Here is a 23,662-nt window from a genome sequence, read left to right on the forward strand (position 1 = left end):
CTTACAGTCGCGCCGCAATCAATTCCGCCACCGCACGCATCCCGGCGGCATTGGGGTGCAACGGCGCGGGCCGGCCCGGTAGCGGGAGACCGTACCGCGCCGGCAGCGTCGTCCACGGGTCGGCGGACCAGGCGTGGTGTTCGCGGCTGGCCGCGGCCGCCCGGATGAGATCGCAGCCGGTCGCCGCGGCGGCATCGGCGGTCATCCGTTCCAGCGTGGTGGCCACGTGCCGGCCCAGGTCGGCGTCGGCGGCTGACAGCGGCGCGGCCGGCACGCCCGCCGGCGGCAGCATCGTCAGGTAGTCGACAAAGAAAATCCGTGCCTCCGCGCAGCGTTGACGCACCGCGGTGCCCACGGCGCACAGCGATTCGAACACCGCCTCGAGCGCGCCGTTTCGCGCCTCGGCGTCCAGCAGTTCGGCGATGCGGTCACCCAGCAGCGGCAGCCGCCGCAGCGGGCGCGGCAGCGCGGCGACCGTCAACAGCGGGATGTAGCCGACGTCGTTGCCGCCGATGGTGACGGTGACCAGGCTCTCCGAGCCGTCCAGCGCGGCGATCTGCGGCGCCGCACCGTGTTGGCGCTCGGTGAGCACGTGGGCGGTGGTCGCCCCGGAGAAGGTGACGTCGACCAGGTCGTAGCCGCAACGCGCGGCGACCAGGTGCGCGTAGTTGCGCGCGGATCGACCCGACCAGCGCGGAGCCCCGGCGGCGCGGGGCCGGATCCCGGGGCCGGCGGCCATCGAGCTGCCCAGCGCCACATAGCGTTTCATCGAGGCGGGCTCGACGCTTGGGCCCAGAACCGCTTGGGGATCCGCCCGGCCCGGCGGGCCAGATAGCCGGCGGTGACGGCGGCCGACATCGCGGCGGCCATGGCGGCCGGATCGCCGGCCCGGGTCACCGCGGTGGCCAACAGCACGGCGTCGCAACCCAATTCCATCGCCAGCGCGGCATCGCTGGCGGTGCCGATGCCGGCGTCGAGCACCACTGGGACGCCCGCGCCGGCGACGATCATCTCGATGTTGTGCGGATTGGTGATGCCCAGACCCGTGCCGATCGGCGAGCCCAGCGGCATGACCGCCGCGCAGCCGGCGTCCTCGAGTCGGCGCGCCAACACCGGGTCGTCGTTGGTGTAGGGCAGCACGACGAACCCGTCGTCCACCAATTGTTCTGCGGCCCTGACTAATTCGACCGCATCGGGCAGCAGGGTGCGCTCGTCGGCGATCACCTCGAGCTTGATCCAGTTGGTGTTCAGCGCCTCGCGGGCCAACTGCGCGGTGAGCACCGCCTCGGCCGCGCCCCGGCATCCCGCAGTGTTGGGCAACGGCGTGATGCCCAGCCGGTTGAGCAGGTCGAGCAGGCCGGTGCCGCCCTCGGCGTCCACCCGGCGGATGGCGACGGTGGTCAGTTCGGTGCCCGAGGCGATCAGCGCCTCTTCCAGCACCGCCAGGTTTCCCGCTCCCCCGGTGCCCATGATGAGCCGCGAGCTGAAGCTGCGGTCGGCGATGGTCAGTTTCGAATCAACCACCCTGCACCGCCGTCACCACCTCGAGCCGCGCGCCCTCGGAAAGCTCTGTCGTCCAACGGGATCGGGGCAACACGGCGTCGTCCACGGCCACCGCGACGCCGCGGCCGCCGAAGCCCAGCTCATCGAGCAGCGCCGCGACCGTGGTGTGCGCGTCGACGTCGACCTTTTGCTCGTTGACTACGACGATCATTGGCGCCGCTCCTCCTCATCGCTTCGCTGAAGCATCGTCGCCGGCGGGATCATCGGTGTGCTCCCACCGGGGCCAGTTCGGACACGATCTGTTCTGCCGTCCAGGGCGCCAACAGGAATCCCGACCGGCCGTGACCGGCGGCAACCAGGGTCCGCGCGTCCAGGCGGCCCACCAGCGGCAGATTGTCGGGCGTCATCGGGCGCAGCCCGGCGCCGCACTCGGCCAGCTCGTATTCGCCCAGCGCCGGCAGCACCGCGCAGGCGTCGTCGAGCAGGTCCCGCACGCCGGAGACCACCGGGGCGGTGTCTCGCCCGTGTTCGTACTGGGTGGCGCCGACCACCACCCCGTCCGCGCGTGGCACCAGGTACACCTGCCGGCCGTGCACGCGGGCCCGAATGACCCGCTGCGGCACCGGCATACAACCCTTTCGCCACCGCAGCCGCAGCACTTCGCCCTTCACCGGGCGCACCGGCAGGCCCGGCCACAACGCCGGCGCGTCGATGCCGTTGGCGATCACCACCGCGTCGGCGTCGGCCTCCGCCAGGTCGTGCAGCGGCGGCGCCCAGCGCACCCCGAGCCGCTCGCAGGCCGCGTCCAGCGCCTCGAGCACCGCGCGGTTGTCCACGGCCAGTTCGGTGGGCGCAGTGAAGCCGTGCCGGATGCCCTGCGCCAGCAGGGGCTCGACGTCGCGGGCCGCCGACTCCCAGACCACCGGATGTCCTTGTGCGGACAGCCAATCCGCGACGGTGCGCAGGTCGGCGACGTCGGCGCGGTCGACCGCCACCACCAGCGACTCGCGCGCGGTGACCAGCCGCCCCGGCAGCCCGTCGAGGAAACCGCCCTCCCGCCACAACCGCAGCGATTCCAGGCCCAGCCGCAACAGTCGCTCCTCGCCGGGCCAGCCTTCGCTGTGCGGGGCCAGCATGCCGCCGGCCACCCAGGAGGCGCCCCGCTCGCCGCTGCGGTGTACCCGCACCGACCACCCGGCCTGCGCGGCGCGGCGCGCCACCGCCAGCCCGATGACCCCGCCACCGACGACGGCCAGCGACCCGCAGTCCGAGGGCATTCGCGGCCTCCCTTCGCCGGCATGATCCGGATCAGGTGTGACGGTAAGGGCGGGCGCGCCCACTCTCAGACCCCGGTCCCGGGACTCCCGTGTCTAAAACGAGTTGTTCGGGTTCCACGCTAGCGCGCTAGCGTCGCGGTGTGCATCAACGTCTGGCAACTCTGGCCGCCGCGCGGCTCTACCTGTGCACCGACGCCCGCCGGGAGCGCGGCGATCTGGCCGAGTTCGCCGACGCCGCCCTGGCCGGCGGCGTGGACGTCATCCAACTGCGCGACAAGGGGTCGCCCGGGGAGCAGCGGTTCGGCCCGCTGGAGGCGCGCGACGAGCTGGCCGCCTGCGAGATCCTGGCCGACGCGGCCCGCCGGCACGGCGCCCTGTTCGCCGTCAACGACCGCGCCGACATCGCCCGCGCGGCCGGCGCCGACGTGCTGCACCTCGGGCAGGGTGACCTGCCGCTGGACGTGGCGCGCGCATTCGTCGGGCCCGACGTGCTGCTCGGGCTGTCCAGCCACGACCGCGACCAGATGACCGCGGCGGCGGCGGGACCGGCCGACTACTTCTGCGTCGGGCCCTGCTGGCCCACGCCCACCAAACCGGGCCGCGCGGCGCCGGGCTTGGCGCTGGTGCGGGCGGCCGCCGAGCTGCGCACCGGCAAGCCGTGGTTCGCGATCGGCGGGATCGACGCGCAGCGGCTGCCCGAGGTGCTCGACGCCGGGGCCCGCCGGGTCGTGGTGGTGCGGGCGATCACCGCGGCGGACGACCCCGCCGCGGCGGCCCGGCGGCTCAGCTCGGCGCTGGCAGCAGCGCGCTGATCCGGCGGCACAGCTGCGCGGACGCCTCGTCGGTGTCGGCCGGGTCGCCGGGCATGCACCAGACGAAGACGCCGTCCTCCGGCTCGATGGTGCGGGGCAGGTACTGCCGGCGTTCGTCGCCGTGGCTCAGCGGCAGCCGGGCGGGCTCGGTGCGCAGCCGGTGCCAGCTGGCCGCGAAGCCGGGGTGCAGCGGCAGGTCGGCCACCTCGTCCTCGGCGACCCAGCGCATCTCGGCGCTTTCCCGGTTGGGCACGGTGTGCAGCAGTTCGTCGGCGTCCGCGATCACGGTGGTGTAGCTCCACCGGGTGCCGCCCACCCCGGCGACCTCGGCCGTCACCACGCTGGCGCGCACGGCGAGCCGGTCGACCAGCAGGCCGGCCTCCTCGTTCGCTTCGCGGACCGCGGTCTCCTCGGGTGTCTCGTGGCTGTCCCGGGCGCCGCCGGGCAGTCCCCAGGTGCCGCCCTGATGGCTCCACACCGCGCGGTGCTGCAGCAGCACGGCGGGCGTACCGTCGGGTTGCGGGGCGCGCAGCAGCAAACCGGCGGCGCCGTACCGACCCCAGTAGTGGGCGCCGCGCTCGGAGATCACCCACCCGTCACCGTCGCCGTGCACGAGTTCAGGATAGGCAGACTTAGTTCTTTGTTCCCTGGCACGTCGTCAATTGCTTCGCCTCCACCCATCCACCCGAACATGCTCTTAGACTTCGCTTATACAGGTCCGTGCAGCGAAATCCAGTGGCCGAGAGATGAGGGCTGATCAGACGTGACGGTTGAGCTGGCGCACCCGTCGACCGAGCCGCAGGGCTCGCGGTCACCGGCCGAACCAGCCCATCCCCGCTGGTGGTTCATCTCGACGACGCCCGGCCGCATCCTGACCATCGGCATCGTGCTGGCGGCGCTGGGCGGCCTGAGCGCGTTCGCCACCTCGACCACCATCAACCACCGCCAGCAGGTGCTCACCACGGTGCTCAACCACACCGAGCCGTTGTCGTTCGCGGCCGGGCGGCTGTACACCACGCTGTCGGTGGCCGACGCCGCCGCGGCCACCGCCTTCATCGCCGAGGCCGAGCCGCCGCCGGTGCGGCAGCGCTACGAGCAGGCCATCACCGACGCCGCGGTGGCGGTGACCCGGGCCTCCAGCGGGCTCACCGACGAGCCGATGGTGCAGCTGCTGGGCCGGATCAACGCCGAGCTGGCCGTCTACACCGGGCTGATCGAGACCGCCCGCACCAACAACCGGCAGGGCAACCCCGTCGGCTCGTCGTACCTGTCGGAGGCGTCGGGGCTGATGCAGTCGACGATCCTGCCCGACGCGGCCCGGCTGTACCAGGCCACCTCCAAGCGGGTGGACGAGGAGACCACGGCGTCCACCCAGATCCCGGCGCCGGTCATCATGGTGGTCGGCGCCACCGTGGTCTTCGGGGCGTTCGCCCATCGCTGGCTGGCCCGGCGCACGCGGCGGCGGATCAATCCGGGGCTGGTGGTGGGCGCGCTCGCTATTCTCGTCATGGTGGTGTGGGTCGGGACAGCGTTGACCATTTCTACGACGGCCAGCCGTAGCGCCAAGGACACTGCCGCCGAGTCGCTCAAGACCGTCACCAACGTCGCCATCACCGCGCAGCAGGCCCGCGCCGACGAGACGCTGTCGCTGATCCGCCGCGGCGACGAAGAGAAGCGCAAGCAGTCGTTCTACCAGCGCCTGGACTCGATGCACCGCCAGCTCGACGAGTACATGTCGCGCAGCGATGCGGTGGACAAGCCCGACCTGGAGGGCGCCGACCAGCTGCTGCTGCGCTGGCGCCAAGCCAACGACCGGATCACCTCCTACATCTCGGTGGGCAACTATCGGGCCGCCACCCAGGTCGCGCTGGGCAGCAGCGAGGAGGACTCCACCCCCGCGTTCGACAAGCTGCAGGACGAGCTGATGAAGGCGATGGACCAGGGCCGCATCCACCTGCGCAACGACGTCATCAACGCGCGCAGCGGGCTGTCCGGCGCCCAGGTCGGCGGCGTGGTGCTGTCGCTGGGCGCCGCCATCGCGGTGGCGCTGGGCCTGTGGCCGAGGCTGAAAGAGTACCGATGACGGCCGGGCTGCCCCTGCTGCGACGGGCGTGCACCGCGCTGGCCGCGGTGCTGGTCGCGGCGGGGTGCGGCCACACCGAGTCGCTGCGGGTGGCCAGCGTGCCGACGTTGCCGCCGCCCACCCCGGTCGGCATGGAGCAGCTGCCGCCGCAGCCGCCGCTGCCGCCCGACGGCCCGGACCAGAACTGCGACCTGACGGCCAGCCTGCGACCCTTCCCCACCAAGGCGGAGGCCGACGCCGCGGTGGCCGACATCCGCGCCCGCGGCCGGCTGATCGTCGGCCTCGACATCGGCAGCAACCTGTTCAGCTTCCGCGACCCGATCACCGGCGAGATCACCGGCTTCGACGTCGACATCGCCGGCGAGATCGCCCGCGACATCTTCGGCGCGCCCTCGCACGTCGAGTACCGGATCCTGTCGTCGGACGAGCGGGTCACCGCGCTGCAGCGCGGCGAGGTCGACGTCGTGGTCAAGACCATGACCATCACCTGCGACCGGCGCAAGCAGGTGAACTTCTCCACCGTGTACCTCGATGCCAACCAGCGCATCCTGGCCCCGCGCGACTCGCCGATCACCAAGGTCTCCGACCTGTCCGGCAAACGCGTCTGCGTGGCCAAGGGCACCACGTCGCTGCACCGGATCCGGCAGATCGATCCCCCGCCGATCGTGGTGTCGGTGGTCAACTGGGCCGATTGCCTGGTGGCCATGCAGCAGCGCGAGATCGACGCGGTCAGCACCGACGACTCGATCCTGGCCGGGCTGGTCGAAGAGGACCCGTACCTGCACATCGTCGGGCCGAACATGGCCACCCAGCCCTACGGCATCGGGATCAACCTGAACAACACCGGACTGGTGCGGTTCGTCAACGGAACGCTGGAGCGGATCCGCCGGGACGGCACCTGGAACACGTTGTACCGCAAGTGGTTGACCGTGCTGGGCCCCGCGCCGGCCCCGCCCACGCCGAGGTATCTGGACTGATGGCCGAGCCGGACAACAAGAGCGAGCAGCCGGAACCGGGGACCGAGCAGGTGGGCCCGGGCACCCAGCCGGCCGAGGTGGGCGACGACGCCCAGGGCGGCGCGGCAACGGGGCGGCTGCAGGCCACCCAGGCGCTGTTCCGGCCCGACTTCGACGATGACGACGACGACTTCCCGCACATCTCGCTGGGCGCCCTGGACACCGACAGCGCCGACCGCATGACGGTGGCGACGCGGGCGCTGCCGCCGGTCCGTCAGCTCGGCGGTGGGCTGGTCGAGATTCCGCGCGGCCGCGACATCGACCCGCGCGAGGCGTTGATGACCAACCCGGTGGTGCCGGAGTCCAAGCGCTTCTGCTGGAACTGCGGCAAACCGGTGGGGCGGTCCACCAAGAAGAGCAAGGGCACCTCCGAGGGCTGGTGCCCGCACTGCGGCAGCGCGTATTCGTTTCTGCCGCAACTGAATCCGGGCGACATCGTCGCCAACCAGTACGAGGTCAAGGGCTGCATCGCGCACGGCGGGCTGGGCTGGGTCTACCTGGCGGTGGACCACAACGTCAACGACCGGCCGGTGGTGCTCAAGGGCCTGGTGCACTCCGGTGACGCCGAGGCGCAGGCCATCGCGATGGCCGAACGGCAGTTCCTCGCCGAGGTGGTGCACCCGCAGATCGTGCAGATCTTCAACTTCGTCGAGCATGTGGACCGGCACGGGAATCCGGTCGGCTACATCGTCATGGAGTACGTCGGCGGGCAGCCGCTGCGGCACGGCAAGGGCGAGAAGCTGCCCGTCTCCGAGGCCATCGCCTACGTGCTGGAGATCCTGCCGGCGCTGGGTTATTTGCATTCGATCGGCCTGGTCTACAACGACCTCAAGCCGGAGAACATCATGCTCACCGAGGAGCAGCTCAAGCTGATCGACCTGGGCGCGGTGTCGCGGATCAACTCGTTCGGATACCTTTACGGCACACCGGGTTTCCAGGCGCCGGAGATCGTGCGGACCGGCCCGACGGTGGCCACCGACATCTACACGGTGGGGCGCACGCTGGCCGCGCTGACGCTGAACCTGCCCACCCGCAACGGCCGCTACGTCGACGGCATCCCCGACAACGACCCGGTGCTGGGCGCCTACGACTCCTTCCGCCGGTTGCTTCGCCGCGCCACCGACCCCGACCCGCGGCGCCGGTTCTCCAGCACCGAGGAGATGTCGGCCCAGCTGATGGGGGTGCTGCGCGAGGTGGTCGCGCACGACACCGGGGTGCCGCGGCCCGGCCTGTCGACCATCTTCTCGCCCAGCCGCTCGACGTTCGGGGTGGACCTGCTGGTCGCGCACACCGACGTGTACCTGGACGGCCAGGTGCATTCGGAGAAGCTGACCGCCCGCGAGATCGTGACCGCGCTGCAGGTGCCGCTGGTCGATCCGGCCGACGTCGCCGCCCCGGTGCTGCAGGCGACGGTGTTGTCGCAGCCGGTGCAGACGCTGGACTCGCTGCGCGCGGCCCGGCACGGGACGCTGGACGCCGACGGGGTCGAGTTGTCCGAGTCGATCGAGCTGCCGCTGATGGAGGTGCGCGCGCTGCTGGACCTCGGCGACGTGGCCAAGGCCACCCGCAAGCTCGACGACCTGGCCGAGCGGGTCGGCTGGCAGTGGCGGCTGGTCTGGTACAAGGCGGTGGCCGAGCTGCTGACCGGCGACTACGATTCGGCCACAACGCATTTCACCGAGGTGCTGGACACCTTCCCGGGCGAGCTGGCGCCCAAGTTGGCGTTGGCCGCGACCGCCGAGCTGGCCGGCGATGTCGACGAGCATCGGTTCTACGAGACGGTGTGGAAGACCAACGACGGCGTGATCTCGGCGGCCTTCGGGTTGGCCAGAACCCTGTCCGCCGAGGGTGATCGGGCCGCCGCGGTGCGCACCCTCGACGAGGTGCCGGCCACCTCGCGGCACTTCACCACCGCGCGGCTGACCAGTGCGGTGACGCTGTTGTCCGGGCGGTCCAAGAGCGAGATCACCGAAGAGGAAATCCGGGACGCGGCCCGGCGGGTGGAGGCGCTGCCGCCGACCGAGCCGCGGGTGTTGCAGATCCGCGCCCTGGTGCTCGGCTGCGCGATGGACTGGCTGGAGGACAACAAGGCCAGCACCAACCACATCCTCGGCTTCCCGTTCACCGAGCACGGGCTGCGGCTGGGCGTCGAAGCGGCGCTGCGCAACCTGGCCCGCGTCGCCCCCACCCAGCGGCACCGCTACGCGCTGGTGGACATGGCCAACAAGGTGCGGCCCACCAGCACGTTCTGAGTCGTCCGGGCGCCTCGGCGTCCCGGCGCCTCGGCCCGAGTGTGCACCCTGGGCGTCGAGTGTGTACACAGGGCGGCGACACGCCGACGATCCGCGCCCTGGTGCAACACCGAAAGCCGCAGCGCAACACCGAAAGCCGTACCGCAACACCGAAAGCCGACACCTCACACTGAAAGCCGAGGCGCAACACCAGATTTCGCCAGTGCCGCGCGGACGCGGCGGACGATGTCCGCCGGCCGGTCCTCTGCGACCACCCGGACGATGACCCAGCCCAGCTGCTCGAGCATCTCCAGCCGGCGAATGTCTTTGACGTACTGGCGCCGGTCGGTGCGATGGTGGTCGCCGTCGTATTCGACGGCGACCATCCACTCGGGCCAGCCCATGTCCAGGTACGCGACGGGCAGGCCGTCGGCGCCCGGCACCGGGACCTGGGTCTGCGGCCGAGGCAGACCCGCGTCGATGAGCAGCAGCCGCAGGTAGCTCTCCCGCGGTGACTGCGCACCGGGGTCGACGAGGCCCAGCGCCGCCTCCAGGCGCCGTAGCCCGGGCGAGCGCGGGTGCGCCCCGGCCACCCGCAACACGTCGTCGGCCTTGAAACCCGTTGCGCGCGCCAGCGAGTCGAGCCGGACCACGGCCGAGCGGACGGCACCCCGTCGCCCGATGTCGAAGGCGGTTCGCTCCGGTGTGGTGACGGCGAGCCCGTCGCAGATCTGCGTTTCGCCGGGGCACAGGCCGTCGCGCCGGATCAGCACCCCGTCGGGGGCACGAGTGTTGTGGTGGATCAACTCGATCGGGACAGCATCGGGGATCCACGCGGCGCCGTGCACCGCCGCCGCGGCCGCGCCGGCGATGACCGCCGTCCGCCCCGACCACAGCCACGCCGCGCGGATGCGAAGCGGCAGCGTCGGCTCGACCTGCGCGGGCAGGTAGACATTCGGGAACACCGGACGGTAGGCCACCCGCAGCCGGTGACGGTTCAGCCGCCCGGACGCCAGTTCCTCGCTGCCGACGACCGGCGCCTCCCCCATACGAGAAACCCTGGCACGCCGGCGGCGACCGCGACCGCGGCTGTGCACAGGCCCCGATAGCTATTCGGGTGCCGCCCGCACGGCGGGCAGGATCAGGGTGTCGATGACCCGCCGCACGAACTTGCCGTCGACGCGCTGCCCGCTGATGGCGCGCAACAGGCCCATCGCGGTCAACACGTCGGCGACCAACGACCAGTCGCGGTTCGGGTCGATTTCCCCGCGGTCGGCGGCCTGCGCCAGAACGGCCGACAGCACCCGCCGGCCCTTGAACAGGATCAGGTCGTTCAGCGCGGTGGCGAGCTCGGGATCGTGCGCGGCCTCCAAGGCGACCCGCAGCACGAGGTCGTTGGAGATCAACGCGTTGTCGTTGCGCTTGGCGCGCTTGACGATCGCGTCGAGGTCGCCGGCCAGGCTCCCGGTGTCGGGCGCGTCGTCGTTGAGGAGCTCGGGCCGCCAGTAGATCAGGGCGTCGGTCATCAACGCGGCCTTCGACGACCACCGCCGGTAGATCGCGGCCTTGCCGACGCCGGCCCGCGCGGCGATGTCGTTCATGTTCGTCGCGTCATAGCCGTGTTCGGCCAGCGCCGCCAACGCGGCATCGAGGATCGCGGGGTCGCGCGAGCGATCGAGTCGCCCCTCGGTGCGCTGGCGAAGCTTGGATTCCGGCTCCATCTGCGATTGCGGCTGCCCCACGCAGTTCACCTTAGAGCCGGCTGCCGGATCGGCGCCGTGTGTGCCTCCTCGTCGTGGTGTGTGCGTCGGGTCATGCGGATGGTGTTGATCGGCCACCAGAACCAGTGCCCGAGCGCGGCGGCGATCGACGGCGTCATGAAGGACCGCACGATCAGGGTGTCGACGAGCAGGCCCAGCGCGATGGTGGTGCCGAGCTCGCCGATCACCCGCAGCTGGCTGACGATCATCGACGCCATGGTGAAGGCGAACACCAGCCCGGCGGCGGTGACGACCCGGCCCGAGGCGCCCATGCCGCGGATGATGCCGGTGTTGAGGCCCGCGGGGATCTCCTCCTTGAGTCGCGACACCAGCAGCAGGTTGTAGTCCGATCCCACCGCCAGCAGGATCACGATGGACAGCGGCAGCACGATCCATTGCACGCCGAGCCCGATGAGGTCCTGCCACATCAGCACCGACAGGCCGCAGGCGGTGCCCAGCGAGGCGGCGACGGTGCCGACGATGACCAACGCCGCGACCACACTGCGGGTGATGATCAACATGATCGTGAAAATCAGGATGAGACAGGAGATTCCGGCGACCAGGAGGTCGATGATGACGCCTTCTTGCATGTCGGAGTACATCGACGCGGTCCCGGCCAGGTACACCTTGGAGCTCTCCAGCGGGGTGCCCTTGATGGCGTCGGCGACCGCGTCCTTGACACCGGCGACGTGCTTGATTCCCTCGACCGAGGCCGGATCGCCCTGGTGGGTGATGATGAACCGCACCGCGGTGCCGTCGGGTGAGACGAACATCTTCAGCCCGCGTTTGAAGTCGGGGTTTTTGAAGACTTCCGGCGGCAGGTAGAACGAGTCGTCGTTCTTGGCCTCGTCGAAGTATTGCCCCATCAACGTCGAGCCCTCGGCGGCCTCCTGCTGGTGGGCCTGGATGCCGGCCATCGTGGAATGGGTGGACAGCATGAAGTCGCGCATCGTCTTCATCGAGTCGATGGTTTTCGGGAAATCGGCCAGCAGTTGCGGCATCAACCGATCCATGTGATCGAGATCGATGGTGAGCCCAGATATCTGGTCGGAGAGCTCGTCGATGCCGTCCAGCGCGTCGAACAGCGAGCGCATCGACCAGCAGACCGGGATGTCGAAACAGTGTTTCTCCCAGTAGAAGTAGCTTCTGATGGGCCGGAAGAAGTCGTCGAAATCGGCGATGCGGTCCCGTAATTCATTGGTGGTGTCCACCATCTCGTGGGTGCGGCCGACCATGCTGTGCGTGGTGGCGGTGAGTTCCTTCATGACGCCGTACATGTGCTCCATCACGGCGATCGTCTTGTCCAGCTCGTCGGCCTGCTCGAGCATGTTCGCCATGGTGTCGTTCATGAACTTGGCCGTCTGCAGCGTGCCCGAGTTCTGCATGGCGATCTGGAACGGGATCGAGCTGTGCTCGATCGGCGCCCCCAGCGGCCGGGTGATGGTCTGGACCCGCTCGATGCCGCGAAGATGAAAGACGCTCTTGGCGATTCGGTCGACGACGAGCATATCGGCCGGGTCGCGCAGATCGTGGTCGGCCTCCACCATCAGCAACTCCGGGTTCATCCGGGCCTGGGAGAAGTGCCGTTCGGCGGCCGTCATCGCGGCGTTGGCGGGCATGTCCTTCGGCGTGAATTTCTGGTCGTCGTAGTTCGGCACGTACGTCAGCAGGCTGATGAACCCGATCACCGCGATCGCCGCGGTCACCACGATGATCGGCTTGGGCCAGCGCACCACGGCGGTGCCCACCTTGCGCCAGCCCCGCACGTCGATCGCGCGTTTGGGATCGAACAGGCCGAACCGCGAGCCGACCGCCAGGATCGCCGGCGCCAGGGTCAGCGCCGCCAACACGATGACCACCATCGCTATCGCACAGGGCAACCCCATGGTCTGGAAATACGGCAACCGGGCCGCCGTCAGGCACAGGCAGGCGCCCGCGATGGTCAGGCCCGAGCCCAGGATGACGTGCGAGACACCGTGATAGGCGGTGTAGAAGGCCTCCTCCCTGCCCTGGCCGAAGGAGCGCGCTTCGTGATAGCGGCCGAGCAGGAAGATGACGTAGTCGGTTCCCGCGGCGATGCTGAGCATGGTGATCATGCTGACCGCGTAGGGCGTCAGGCCGATGATGTTGAGATTGCCGGCCGTCGCCGTAATGCCCTGGGCCGCAAAGAGTTCTATGCCAATGATCACCAGGCTCAGCACGGTGGTGACGATCGACCTGTACACCACCAGCAGCATCACGAAGATGACCACGATCGAGACCAGCGCCATCGTCGCCATGCTCTTATGGCCGACGATGCTGGTGTCGGCGTTCAGCACGGTGTTGCCGGCCACGTACGCCTTGACGCCGGGCGGTGCGGGTGTGCTGTCGACGATCTTGCGCACCGCGGCGACCGACTCGTAGCTGGGCGTGGTTCCCTGGGCGCCGTTGAGGAAGACCTGCACGTAGGCGGACTTGCCGTCCGGGCTCTGCGAGCCGGCGGCGGTCAGCGGATCACTCCAGAAGTCCTGGATGTTCTGGACGTGCTGATGGTCGTCCCGCAGCTTGCGCACGATGCGGTCGTAGAACTCGTGCGCGCTGTCGCCGAGTTTGTCCTTCCCCTCCAGGACCACCATCGCCGTGGAATCGGTGTGGAACTCGTTGAACTTGTCGCCGATGTGCATCATCGACTTGAACGCCGGCGCGTCCCGCGGGGTCATCGGCACCGAGTGCTGGGACGCGACGTCGTCGAGCGACGGCGACAGCACCCCCAGGGCGACCGCGACGAACACCCAGCCCAGGGTGATCGGCAGCGACAGCACGCGAATGAGCCTGGGAATGACCGGGAGTCGGGACTGCGCATGCGGGTTACTCATACGGATTTCACCAAGCAGTAGATGAACGGTTGGTAGTCGTTGGTGTTGCGGTCGTCGCGGACCTGGTCGTCGACGATGACCCGGCACCGCAGCGCATGCACCTGCTCGCTGGCCTGGGCGACGATGTTGGCCGACATCGACGGCAACGTGGTCACGATGGTGAACGACCACGGCAACGGCGCCGATTCGACCAGGTGCGGCTGGCCGTTCTCGTCCAGATAGTTCGCGTTCACCGTGCCGGCCGGGGCGCCGGTGATCTCGTACGTGATGTGCTTGGGGTGGAACGGCTTGGTGTTGTCGCCGGCGCCCTCCCCGCTCGTCACACCGCCGTGGGTGCCGAACGTGTCGCGGATACGGACCACCGCGTAGGCGCCCAGCGAAATCACGACCACCAGCAGCAGGGGCATCCACGCCCTACGCAAGATGCGCAAAATCCGCTGCCTCCCTTCATTTTTCGCGCAGCGAGACAAGCGCCGCCGCCGACTAGCGCGCAACGCCCGCGAAGCCCAACCCTAAACGGAACTCCGGTTCCGTGAACCGGCCCTCGGTCACTGTACAGCACGCGAACGGCGGCCGCGCGGCAGCGTCGGATCGCGCCGCCCGTGAGGCCTCAAGAAAATCGCAAGAACCCTCAGCGAATTTTCAGCTGCACACCGCACAGTTATTCCATGGCGGGGCAGTCCACCCTGTGGGTCGGCACGGCGCGCATGCTGCGCCGGGCCGGTTTCGGCGTGACCGGCCCCGAGGTCGACGCCGCCGTCGCCCGCGGCTGGCCCGGCCACCTGGACGCGATGCTGGCCGCCGATCCCGACGCCGACCCCGGCGCGCTGGCCACCCCGATGCCCGCCCTGCCGGCGCCCCAGCCGCCCGGCAAACGCGCCACCCCCGCGGCCCGCAAGCAGTACAACCAGCAGCTCACCGAACAGCAGGGCGTGCTGTCGGATTGGTGGATCCGCCGCATGGTCGTCGTGCGCCAACCGTTCCACGAGAAGCTGACCTTGTTGTGGCACAACCACTTTGCCACCTCGGCGCAGAAGGTGCGGGTGGCGGCGCAGATGGCCGCGCAGAACCAGAAGCTGCGCACGCTGTCGCTGGGCGATTTCGGCACCCTGGCCTACGCCATGCTGACCGACGCCGCCATGCTGCGCTGGCTGGACGGGCAGACCAGCACCGCCAAGGCGCCCAACGAAAACCTGGCCCGCGAATTCATGGAGCTGTTCGCGCTGGGCCACGGCAACGGCTATACCGAGAGCGACGTCCGCAACGGGGCACGCGCCCTGACCGGCTGGGTCATCGGCGCCGGCGGCGCGACGTCGGTGCTGCCCAAACGCCATGACGCGACGGCCAAGACGCTGTTCGGCCGCAGCGCGAACTTCGATGCCGCCGGGTTCTGCGACGCGGTGCTCGCCCAGCCGAAATCGGCCGGGTACGTGGCGGGGCGGCTGTGGCAGCAGTTGGCCGGCGACGACCCGCCGTCGCCGCCCGCGCTCGACCGGCTGGTCGCCGCCTACGGCCCCGGCCGCGACCTGCGCGCCCTGACCCGGGCCATCCTCACCGACCCGGAGTTCACCGGCGCCCGGGCCAGCATGGTCAACACCCCGATCGAATGGCTGATCGGCGTGATCCGCTCGCTGCGGGTGCCCGTCGATGATCCCAAGCGACTCAAGATGATCGACGCGACGTTGCGCACGCTGGGGCAGCGGCCGTTCTATCCGCCCAGCGTCGGCGGCTGGCCCAGCGGGCAGGTCTGGCTGTCCACCGCCAGCGCCGGGGCCCGGCTGCGCGCCGCGACCGAGCTGGCGCACGCCGGCGACCTGTCCGGCATCGAGAACACCCCGCCCACCGACCGCATCGACGCGGTCGGCTACCTGATCGGCGTCGGTGCCTGGTCCGACCGCACCGCCCGCGCGCTGCAACCCCTGGTGGGCCAACCGCCCCGGCTGGTCGCCGCGGCCGTCAACACCCCGGAGTACCTGACGTCATGACCGAGATGAACCGTCGCAGATTCCTGATCGCCAGCGCGGGCGTGTCGGCGGCCGGGCTGCTGTCGTCGGCGGTGGCGGTCGGTTGGCCCGACCTGATGCGCGCGGCCCGGGACCGGCCGCTGGCACCGGGCGCCGGCGTGCTGGTGATCGCCACCCTCTACGGCGGCAACGACGGGATCAACACGCTGATCCCGTACGCGGACAACGCCTATCACGATGCCCGGCCCGAACTCGCCTACGCCCCGCAAGACGTCCTGCACCTGGATCAGCAGCTGGGGCTCAACCCGGCGCTCAAGGGCCTGGCCGGGCTGTGGAACCAGCGGAAACTGGCCGTCGTGCGCGGCGCGGGCTACCCGAAACCCGACCACAGTCACTTCCGCTCCATGGACATCTGGCAGACCGCCTCCCCGGACGAGCCGGTGTCGACGGGCTGGATCGGCCGCTGGCTCGACGCCACCGGCGACGACCCGTTGCGCGCGGTCAACATCGGGGCCGTGCTGCCGCCGCTGGCGGTCGGCGCCAAGTGCACGGCCGCGGCGCTGAGCCCGGGCGGCGGCGCCGGCAAGGCCGGGCAGTTCGACGCCGTGATGACCGCGCTGGGCGACGACGACCCCGACGACACCCCGGCGATGGCCGCGGTGTGCAAGGCCTACCGCGCCGCGCGCACCGCCGAGGCCACCTTCGCCTCGGTGAAACCGCCTGCCAAGCAGAACAATTCGCTGGCAGCCCAGCTGGACGTGGTCGCCCAGGCCGTCAAGGCGCGGGTGCCGGCCCGCGTCTACACCGTGCAACTGGGCGGTTTCGACACCCACGCCGGGGAACGCGGCACCCAGCAGCGGCTGCTGCAGACCTTCGACGAGGCGGTCACCGGATTCGTCGCGCAGATGGCCGGGCGCAACGTGGTGCTGATGGCGTATTCGGAGTTCGGGCGGCGGGTGCGGGCCAACGCCTCACAGGGCACCGACCACGGCACGGCCGGCCCGGTGTTCATCGCGGGCGCACCGGTCAACGGCGGATTCTACGGCGAGCAACCCAGCCTCACCGACCTCGACAACGGAGACCTGAAGTACACCACCGATTTTCGCGACATCTACCACGAGCTGCTGGCACGCACCGTCGGCACCGATCCCGCGCCCTCGGTCCGCGCCGGCCGCCGCGACCTCGGCTTCCTATCCGCCTAGCACCCGCACGCAGTCACGGGCGATGGCCAGCTCTTCGTTGGTGGGGACCACCAGCACCGTGATCGGCGAGTCGTCGGCCGAGATCTGGCGTGCCCCTTTGGCCCCGGGCAGGTTGCGGCGCTCGTCGAGCACAATGCCCAGCTCCTCCATGCCCGACACCGCGTCGCGGCGCACCGCGGCGTCGTTCTCACCGATGCCGGCGGTGAAGCTGATGACGTCGGTGTGGCCCAGCACCGCCAGGTAGGCACCGATGTACTTGCGCAGCCGGTGCGTGAACACGCTGTAGGCCAATTGCGCTGCGCCGTCCCCGGATTCGATGAGTTCGCGCAGCCGGCGGAAGTCCCGCACGCCGGACAGCCCGACCACCCCCGAGCGGTGGTTGAGCATCGACTCGACGTCGTCCACCCCCATCCCGGCCGTGTGGCACAGATAGCTGACGACGCTGGGATCGATGTCACCGCTGCGGGTACCCATCACCAGTCCCTCCAGCGGCGTCAACCCCATCGAGGTGTCGAGGGGCCGGGTGCCGGCGATCGCTGACGCCGAGCAGCCGTTGCCCAGGTGCAGCACGATCTGTTTCAGGCCGCGCAGCGGCCGATCCAGGAAAGCCGCGGCCTGCTCGCTGACGTAGCGGTGCGAGGTGCCGTGGAACCCGTACCGGCGGATCTGCCAGCGGTCGGCCAGTTCGCGGTCGATGGCGTAGGTCGCCGCCGCGGGCGGCAGGTCGTGGAAGAACCCGGTGTCGAAGACGGCCACGTGCGCGATGCCGGGCAGCAGCCTGCGGGCCACTTCGATCCCCAGGAGCGCCGGCGGATTGTGCAGCGGGGCCAACTCCGACAGCTCGTGCAGCCGGGCGATCACCGCGTCGTCCAGCACGGTGGGCCGGTAGAAGGTGTTGCCGCCGTGCACCACCCGATGACCCACCGCGACCAGCCCGGCGGTGTTCAGGTCGACGCCGTCGCCGGCCAGCATGTCGAACGCTCGGCGCAGCGCGGCGTCGTGGTCGGGGACCGGCGAGGATTCCTCGCCGATGCGTTCCACGATGCCCGTCGAGGCGGCCACCCCGGACTCGGGATCGACCAGCTGGAACTTCAGCGACGACGAGCCGGAGTTGATCACCAGCACCCGGCGCGCGCCGTCGCTACCGTCCACCGGGCAGCCCCTGCGCCTGAATCGCGGTGATGGCAATCGTGTTCACGATGTCTTCGACCAGCGCACCCCGCGACAGGTCGTTGACCGGCTTGCGCAGGCCCTGCAGCACGGGCCCGATGGCCAGCGCGCCGGCGCTGCGCTGCACCGCCTTGTAGGTGTTGTTGCCGGTGTTGAGGTCGGGAAAGATCAACACGGTGGCCCGACCGGCCACCGGCGAGTCGCGCAGCTTGGTGGCGGCGACCGACGGTTCGATGGCGGCGTCGTACTGGATGGGGCCCTCGACCGGCAGGTCGGGGTTGCGCTGCCGCACCAATTGCGTTGCCGTTCTCACCTTTTCGACGTCGGCTCCGGTGCCGGAGTCACCCGTCGAGTAGGACAGCATGGCCACCCGCGGTTCGATGCCGAACTGGGCGGCGGTGCGCGCCGAGGAGATCGCGATGTCGGCCAGCTGCTCCGGTGTCGGGTTGGGGATGATCGCGCAGTCGCCGTAGGCCAGCACCCGGTCCGGCAGACACATCAGGAAGATGCTGGACACGGTGGAGACGTCCGGCACCGTCTTGATGATCTCGAAGGCCGGGCGCACGGTATGTGCGGTGGTGTGGGCGGCGCCGGACACCATGCCGTCGACCTGGGAGGTGTACACCAGCATGGTGCCGAAGTACGTTGCGTCGCGCATGATTTCGCGGGCCTGCTCGATGGTGACGCCCTTGGCCTTGCGCAGCTGCGCGTACTGCTGCGCGAACTCGGGGCGCAGCGCGCTGGTGCGCGGGTCGATGACCTTCACGTCGCTCAGGTCCACCCCGAGTTCCCCCGAGCGCTGCCGGATCCGGGCCTCGTCGCCCAGGATGGTCAGGTCGGCGACGCGGCGCTGCAGCACCCTGCCGGCGGCGCGCAGGATGCGGTCGTCGTCGCCCTCGGGCAGCACGATGTGCTTGCGGTCGGCGCGCGCCTGCAGGGTCAGCTGATGGATGAACATCTGCGGCGTGGTCACGGTGGGAATCGGAATGGCAAGCTGTTCAAGCAGATCCGCGATGTCGACGTGCCGGTCCATCAGCTCCAGCGCGGTGTCGATCTTGCGCTGTGAGGTGGCCGTCACCCTGCCGCGGGCCGCGGCCGCCGCGCTGGCGGTGTCGTAGGTGCCCAGCGCGGTGGCGACGATGGGCAGCCGCAGCCGCAGCCCGGCCACCAGCGCCGCGATGGACGGATGCAGCGCGAACCCGCCGTTGAGCACGATGCACGACAGCGACGGAAAGCCTTCGGCGGCATGGGCGCTGGCCACGGCGAGCACCACGTCGGAGCGGTCGCCGGGGGTGATCACGGCCATGCCGTCCGCGAGGCGCTCCAGCACGTGGTCGGCGGTCATCCCGGCGACCAGGATGCCGGTGACCTCGCGCTCGCGCAGCGACTCCTCGCCGCTGACCGGCGAACCGGCGACCGCCTTTTCCAGTTCGGTCACCGTCGGCGCCGACAGCAGCGGCTCGTCGGGCAGCACGTAGCAGCGCTGGGGAAAGCCGCGCAGCGCTTCGGCCACCGCGTCCAGCTCGGCCGGCTCGCACCGGTTGGCCACCACCGCCGCGGTGTGCGCGTGCTGGGCGTCCAGCTCGGCCAGGCAGACCTGCACGACGGTGGCGACCTCGGCGGCGGTGCGCCCCTTGCCGCTGACCGTCAGCAGGATCGGCGCACCGAGGTTGACCGCGATCCGGGCGTTGGTGGACAGCTCCGCGGGCCGGATCGCCTGTCCCAGTTCGGAATAGTCGCTGCCGACGATGACCACCACGTCGCACAGCTCGGCCATCGCGTGGTAGGCGTCGACGATCGTGGCGATCGCCGCGTCGCCGTCGGCGTGCAGCTGCTGGTAGGTGACGCCGACGCACTGCTGGTAGGACAGCCCCGCGGTGGTGCGCGACAGCAGCAGCTCCAAGATGTAGTCGCGGTCCTGCCCGTCACGCGTAATCGGCCTAAACACACCGACTTTGGCGACCGTCGCGGTCAGCCGGTGCAGCAGGCCCAGCGCGACGGTGGACTTGCCGGTCTCCGGTTCGGGAGCGGCAACGTAGATCGCCGAAATGTCAGCCAAGTCGCCGAAGCCTGGGCGCCAGGTCCTTTTCGAACAGCTCCAGGAACCGGCGCTGGTCGTGGCCGGGCGCGTGGAACACCAGGTGGTTGAGGCCCCAGTCGACGTAGTCCTTGACCTTGGCCACCGCCTCGTCGGGGTCCGAGGCCACGATCCAGCGCTTGGCCACCTGCTCGATGGGCAGCGCGTCGGCCGCCTTCTCCATTTCGATCGGGTCGTCGATGCTGTGCTTCTGCTCGGCGGTCAGCGACAGCGGAGCCCAGAACCGGGTGTTCTCCAGCGCCAGTTCCGGGTCGGGGTCGTAGGAGATCTTGATCTCGATCATCTTGTCGATGTCGTCGACATTGCGGTCGTTGATCGCCGCGCCCTCCTTGACCGCGGGGATCAGCTTGTCCTTGTACAGCTCCTCGCCCTTGCCGGAGGTGCAGATGAAGCCGTCGCCGGCGCGGCCGGCGTATTTGGCCACCGCGGGGCCGCCGGCGGCGATGTAGATCGGGACGCCGCCGTCGGGCACGTCGTAGATCGAGGCGCCCTTGAGCCGGTAGTACTCGCCGTCGAAGTCGACGCGGTCGCCGCGCCACAGCTCGCGCATCAGCCGCACCGATTCGCGCAGCCGGGCGAAGCGCTCCTTGAACTCCGGCCACTCGCCCTGGTATCCGGTGGCGATCTCGTTCAGCGCCTCGCCGGTGCCCACCCCGAGGAAGATCCGGCCCGGGTACAGGCAGGCCATGGTGGCGAAGGCCTGCGCGACGACGGCCGGGTTGTAGCGGAAGGTCGGCGTGAGCACCGAGGTGCCCAGTGTGATCCGCGTGGTGCGTTCCCCGACGGCGGTCATCCAGGCCAGCGAGAACGGGGCGTGGCCGCCCTCGTGTCGCCACGGCTGGAAGTGGTCGCTGACGGTGGCGCTGTCCATGCCGTGGGCTTCGGCGGCGACGGCGAGTTCGACCAGCTCGCGGGGTGCAAATTGTTCGGCGGACGCTTTGTATCCGAGTTTGAGTTCAGCCACGGGTCATTTCTACTCCTCCGCTTACACTCGCGGGCATGGCGGAGCTAGTTCAGGTCACCGACGCGGTGCACCTCGCCCGGGGGGACGCGGTCAACTGGACGCTGGTCGCCGACGACACCGGGGTGATGCTGGTCGACGCCGGCTATCCCGGGGACCGCGAGGACGTGCTGGGCTCGCTGGCCGAGCTCGGCTACGGCCCGGGCGACGTGCGCGCCATCGTGTTGACGCACGCGCACATCGACCACCTGGGCACCGCGATCTGGTTGGCGAGCGAGCACGGCATCCCGGTTTACTGCCACGCCGACGAGGTGGGCCACGCCAAACGCGAGTACCTGGAGCAGGTGTCGATTTTCGATGTGGCGCTTCGTATTTGGCGGCCCCGATGGGCGAAGTGGACCGCGCATGTGGTCCGCAGCGGCGGCCTGATCCGCGACGGCATCCCCACCGCCCAACCGTTGACCGCCGAGGTGGCCGCCGGGCTGCCGGGACGGCCGACGCCGGTCTTCAGCCCCGGCCACACCAACGGCCATTGCTCGTACCTGATCGACGGCGTCCTGGTCAGTGGCGACGCGCTGATCACCGGCCATCCCCTGCTGCGCCACCGCGGACCTCAGCTGCTCCCGGCGATTTTCAGTTACAGCCAGCGCGACTGCATCCGCACGCTGTCCGCGCTCGCCCTGCTCGACACCGAGGTGCTGCTGCCCGGCCACGGCGACGTGTGGCGCGGGCCGATCAAGGAGGCCACCGACGCGGCGCTCGCGCTCGCGGCGGGTCGCTAGGCCGGCGCCCGAGCGTGGGCCCCACGTACGCCAACCGCACAGAATTCGTCCATACGGCCCACGCTCGGCGCCAGTGAGCTGTTGCGGCCCAGGGCAATTCACCGTTCGTCGGGAACCAGCCACTTCTCGAACGCGATCGGGCGGAACGGACCCCAATCCGGCAGCGGGTCGGCGGGCACCCGGATGTATCCGGTCGCGTCGTAGAGCGCCTCGGCCTCGGGTTGCCGGTTGCCGGTGATCAGGTAGAGCCGCCGATACCCGCACGCCCGGGTCCGCTCCTCCAGCGCCGCCAGCAGCGCCCGCGCGTAGCCGCGGCGGCGGTGGGCCGCGTCGGTCCAGATCCGCTTGAGCTCGGCGGTCTCGGCGTCGTAGCGGCGAAACGCGCCGCCGGTGACGGGCACGCCGTCGACGACGCCGATCAGCAGCCCGCCGTCCGGCGGTGCCAGTTCGTCGCGCGGCACCGGCAACCAGCTCAGGTGCGCGCTCGGCGTGCCGCCGTAGCGCTGCGCGTACTCGACGGCAAGTTCGGCCAGCAGCGGCCGGGCCAGCGGGTCGTCGTGCGTGGCCGGCACGAACCGCAGTCGGCCGTCGGCCGGCGGGCTGGATTCGGAGGTCATCGACACACTCAAACGCGGGTCGCGGTGACGTATTCCGGGATGAACTGGGCGCCGCCTGATCCGGCGCCCCGCCGCGGCCCCAACCCCAGGGCGCCCAGCAGATCGGCGATGGACCGCGCCGCCGGCTCCCAGCCGTGGGTCGCCAAATACTCAGGGACGTAATGGTATTCGCCCGGGTGGGTGAGGCTGGCCAGGTCGATGTCCAGGCCGCGGCGCCGCCAGCCCTCCACGAAGGCCCGCTCGGCCTCCAGCTGCAGCGGATCCCAGGTGGGCAGGTGGTCGGCGGCCAACCGGCTGCCCGCGGCGCTGGCCGCGGTGAGCCGGCGCAGCAGCCGGTTCTGCTCGGCGGGCTTCAGGTAGCCGACCAGCAGCTGCTCGGCGACCCACGCCGTGGGCTGGGCCGCGTCGAAACCCACCCGCCGCAACGCCGCCGGCCAGTCGTCGCGCAGGTCGATGCCGACCGCGCACCGGTTGGTGGCCAGCCGGGCGTCCAGCCCGCGCAGCACCCCGGCCTTGAAATCGAGCACCCGCGGCCGGTCGATCTCGTAGACCGTGGTCCCGCGCGGCCACCACAGCCGGTACGGCCGGGTGTCCAGGCCCGATGCCAGGATCACCACCTGGCGAATGCCCGCGCGGCCCGCCTCGGCGAGGAATTCGTCCACGAACCGGGTGTGGGCGGCCAACGCATCCAGCAACGACGTCACCGCCGGGTCGTCGCCGACCGGCGATTCATCGGCCGCGAACGTGTGGTCGGCGATCGCGCGGGTGAGGTAGTCGATGCCGACGGCGCCCAGCAGCGGCTCGGCGTACGGGTCGTTGAGCAACCCCTGCCGGGTGGCGACGGCCCGGGCGGCGGCGCCCAAGGTTGCGGTCACCCCCACCTCGGCTGTCGCTGCCATCGTCGTCCCGGGCGTCGTCTCAGGCGTCGGAGCGGCGCCGCAGGGTCAGCCCGGCGGCCACCCGCCAGCCGAGCAACACCAGCGCGGTGACCGTCGAGGCCACCACCACGAAACTGGCCGCCACACCGGCGGAGCTGGCCTTGCGCAGCAGCATGCCGACGATCACGGTGCACAGCCAGACGACGACGCCGGTGGGCAGCACCGCGGTGGGCCGCCGCCATCCCCGGGAGACCAGCCAGCCGAGCGCGGTGCCGGTCAGAAACGGCCACGCCGTCACGGCGACGCCGGTGGCGCTGAGGCCCTCGTCGTGACTGCGCCGCCCCACGGCGCAGAACACCAGCACGCCGAGGACGTCGACCGCGAACCAGGCCAGCCGCCGGAGCCTAAGCATGCAGCGAGACTACCCGCTCGGCCGCGCCGATCCTTGACCCG

At 70.4% G+C, this 23,662-nt stretch carries 22 protein-coding genes and 1 riboswitch; of the genes, 7 read left to right on the plus strand and 15 right to left on the minus strand.

All coding sequences use genetic code 11. The annotated features are described in order from the left end of the window. Position 1 precedes the first annotated feature (1 nt). The 4 genes from H7I87_RS24180 to thiO form a co-directional block, all read right to left on the minus strand. A complete protein-coding gene (locus H7I87_RS24180; RefSeq protein WP_011726220.1) occupies positions 2 to 769 on the minus strand; it encodes an SGNH/GDSL hydrolase family protein in 768 nt (255 codons plus the stop codon). After that, positions 766 to 1,524 (minus strand): thiazole synthase, encoded by a 759-nt coding sequence (locus H7I87_RS24185; protein ID WP_009979401.1) that lies wholly within the window; start codon positions 1,522 to 1,524, stop codon positions 766 to 768. The genes H7I87_RS24180 and H7I87_RS24185 overlap by 4 nt, the downstream gene beginning before the upstream one ends. Then, positions 1,517 to 1,714: a sulfur carrier protein ThiS gene (gene thiS, locus H7I87_RS24190; RefSeq protein WP_003873811.1), complete on the minus strand. Its 198-nt coding sequence runs from the start codon at positions 1,712 to 1,714 to the stop codon at positions 1,517 to 1,519. Before thiS ends, H7I87_RS24185 begins: the two co-directional genes overlap by 8 nt. A 49-nt stretch (positions 1,715 to 1,763) precedes the next feature. Further along, a complete protein-coding gene (thiO, locus tag H7I87_RS24195; RefSeq protein WP_009979402.1) occupies positions 1,764 to 2,780 on the minus strand; it encodes a glycine oxidase ThiO in 1,017 nt (338 codons plus the stop codon). Further along, a riboswitch (TPP riboswitch) is annotated at positions 2,772 to 2,881 on the minus strand. It overlaps the preceding gene by 9 nt. Before the next feature lie 39 nt (positions 2,882 to 2,920). On the opposite strand from thiO, the gene thiE reads away from it, so the two are divergent. Further along, the gene (gene thiE / locus H7I87_RS24200; protein WP_011726221.1) at positions 2,921 to 3,592 is read left to right on the plus strand and encodes a thiamine phosphate synthase; all 672 of its coding nucleotides are present in this window, start codon (positions 2,921 to 2,923) and stop codon (positions 3,590 to 3,592) included. Here thiE and H7I87_RS24205 read toward each other — a convergent pair. Then, positions 3,564 to 4,205 carry an NUDIX hydrolase gene (locus H7I87_RS24205; RefSeq protein ID WP_011726222.1) on the minus strand — a complete coding sequence of 214 codons (642 nt, stop codon included), beginning with the start codon at positions 4,203 to 4,205 and terminating at the stop codon, positions 3,564 to 3,566. The genes thiE and H7I87_RS24205 overlap by 29 nt on opposite strands. A 150-nt stretch (positions 4,206 to 4,355) precedes the next feature. On the opposite strand from H7I87_RS24205, the gene glnX reads away from it, so the two are divergent. Genes glnX through H7I87_RS24220 form a run of 3 tightly spaced genes read left to right on the plus strand, consistent with a single transcriptional unit; the run spans position 4,356 to position 8,943 of the window. Beyond that, positions 4,356 to 5,675, plus strand: coding sequence for a protein kinase G-activating protein GlnX (gene glnX, locus H7I87_RS24210; RefSeq protein WP_003879271.1), 1,320 nt, complete (start codon positions 4,356 to 4,358; stop codon positions 5,673 to 5,675). Then, on the plus strand, positions 5,672 to 6,652 hold the full coding sequence (locus H7I87_RS24215; RefSeq protein WP_003873816.1) for a glutamate ABC transporter substrate-binding protein: 981 nt from the start codon (positions 5,672 to 5,674) through the stop codon (positions 6,650 to 6,652). The genes glnX and H7I87_RS24215 overlap by 4 nt, the downstream gene beginning before the upstream one ends. Further along, positions 6,652 to 8,943, plus strand: a complete 2,292-nt coding sequence (locus H7I87_RS24220) for a serine/threonine-protein kinase PknG (RefSeq protein WP_023862161.1) — start codon at positions 6,652 to 6,654, stop codon at positions 8,941 to 8,943. The genes H7I87_RS24215 and H7I87_RS24220 overlap by 1 nt, the downstream gene beginning before the upstream one ends. 164 nt (positions 8,944 to 9,107) lie before the next feature. Here H7I87_RS24220 and H7I87_RS24225 read toward each other — a convergent pair whose 3' ends face one another. Genes H7I87_RS24225 through H7I87_RS24240 form a run of 4 tightly spaced genes read right to left on the minus strand, consistent with a single transcriptional unit; the run spans position 9,108 to position 13,944 of the window. Then, positions 9,108 to 9,971: an endonuclease domain-containing protein gene (locus H7I87_RS24225; protein ID WP_009979405.1), complete on the minus strand. Its 864-nt coding sequence runs from the start codon at positions 9,969 to 9,971 to the stop codon at positions 9,108 to 9,110. A gap of 60 nt (positions 9,972 to 10,031) precedes the next feature. After that, a complete protein-coding gene (locus H7I87_RS24230; RefSeq protein ID WP_003879269.1) occupies positions 10,032 to 10,673 on the minus strand; it encodes a TetR/AcrR family transcriptional regulator in 642 nt (213 codons plus the stop codon). Continuing rightward, the gene (locus H7I87_RS24235) at positions 10,670 to 13,537 is read right to left on the minus strand and encodes an MMPL/RND family transporter (protein ID WP_023862160.1); all 2,868 of its coding nucleotides are present in this window, start codon (positions 13,535 to 13,537) and stop codon (positions 10,670 to 10,672) included. The genes H7I87_RS24230 and H7I87_RS24235 overlap by 4 nt, the downstream gene beginning before the upstream one ends. Further along, on the minus strand, positions 13,534 to 13,944 hold the full coding sequence (locus H7I87_RS24240) for an MmpS family transport accessory protein (protein WP_003873821.1): 411 nt from the start codon (positions 13,942 to 13,944) through the stop codon (positions 13,534 to 13,536). Before H7I87_RS24240 ends, H7I87_RS24235 begins: the two co-directional genes overlap by 4 nt. 261 nt (positions 13,945 to 14,205) lie before the next feature. Between H7I87_RS24240 and H7I87_RS24245 the strand changes: the two genes are divergently transcribed. Both H7I87_RS24245 and H7I87_RS24250 read left to right on the plus strand, forming a co-directional pair. Further along, on the plus strand, positions 14,206 to 15,522 hold the full coding sequence (locus H7I87_RS24245) for a DUF1800 domain-containing protein (RefSeq protein ID WP_033721191.1): 1,317 nt from the start codon (positions 14,206 to 14,208) through the stop codon (positions 15,520 to 15,522). Beyond that, positions 15,519 to 16,703 (plus strand): DUF1501 domain-containing protein, encoded by a 1,185-nt coding sequence (locus H7I87_RS24250; protein ID WP_011726228.1) that lies wholly within the window; start codon positions 15,519 to 15,521, stop codon positions 16,701 to 16,703. The genes H7I87_RS24245 and H7I87_RS24250 overlap by 4 nt, the downstream gene beginning before the upstream one ends. Here the strand turns inward: H7I87_RS24250 and H7I87_RS24255 are convergent. Genes H7I87_RS24255 through fgd form a run of 3 tightly spaced genes read right to left on the minus strand, consistent with a single transcriptional unit; the run spans position 16,692 to position 20,935 of the window. Further along, positions 16,692 to 17,855 carry an acetate kinase gene (locus H7I87_RS24255; protein ID WP_011726229.1) on the minus strand — a complete coding sequence of 388 codons (1,164 nt, stop codon included), beginning with the start codon at positions 17,853 to 17,855 and terminating at the stop codon, positions 16,692 to 16,694. The two genes, H7I87_RS24250 and H7I87_RS24255, sit on opposite strands and share 12 nt — an antisense overlap. After that, a complete protein-coding gene (pta, locus tag H7I87_RS24260; RefSeq protein WP_011726230.1) occupies positions 17,845 to 19,932 on the minus strand; it encodes a phosphate acetyltransferase in 2,088 nt (695 codons plus the stop codon). Before pta ends, H7I87_RS24255 begins: the two co-directional genes overlap by 11 nt. Further along, positions 19,925 to 20,935 (minus strand): glucose-6-phosphate dehydrogenase (coenzyme-F420), encoded by a 1,011-nt coding sequence (fgd, locus tag H7I87_RS24265; protein ID WP_003873826.1) that lies wholly within the window; start codon positions 20,933 to 20,935, stop codon positions 19,925 to 19,927. Before fgd ends, pta begins: the two co-directional genes overlap by 8 nt. Before the next feature lie 35 nt (positions 20,936 to 20,970). Between fgd and H7I87_RS24270 the strand changes: the two genes are divergently transcribed. Next, entirely contained in the window at positions 20,971 to 21,714 is a 744-nt protein-coding gene (locus H7I87_RS24270; protein ID WP_009979417.1) for an MBL fold metallo-hydrolase, read from the plus strand. A gap of 98 nt (positions 21,715 to 21,812) precedes the next feature. Here H7I87_RS24270 and H7I87_RS24275 read toward each other — a convergent pair whose 3' ends face one another. Genes H7I87_RS24275 through H7I87_RS24285 form a run of 3 tightly spaced genes read right to left on the minus strand, consistent with a single transcriptional unit; the run spans position 21,813 to position 23,621 of the window. Then, positions 21,813 to 22,331, minus strand: coding sequence for a GNAT family N-acetyltransferase (locus tag H7I87_RS24275; protein WP_033727341.1), 519 nt, complete (start codon positions 22,329 to 22,331; stop codon positions 21,813 to 21,815). Between the two features lie 8 nt (positions 22,332 to 22,339). Next, entirely contained in the window at positions 22,340 to 23,230 is an 891-nt protein-coding gene (locus tag H7I87_RS24280; protein ID WP_033727338.1) for a class I SAM-dependent methyltransferase, read from the minus strand. A 19-nt stretch (positions 23,231 to 23,249) separates the two neighbouring features. Further along, positions 23,250 to 23,621, minus strand: a complete 372-nt coding sequence (locus tag H7I87_RS24285; RefSeq protein ID WP_011726234.1) for a DUF3054 domain-containing protein — start codon at positions 23,619 to 23,621, stop codon at positions 23,250 to 23,252. Positions 23,622 to 23,662: the final 41 nt, after the last annotated feature.

Source organism: Mycobacterium timonense, assembly GCF_025821985.1.
GTDB lineage: Bacteria > Actinomycetota > Actinomycetes > Mycobacteriales > Mycobacteriaceae > Mycobacterium > Mycobacterium avium.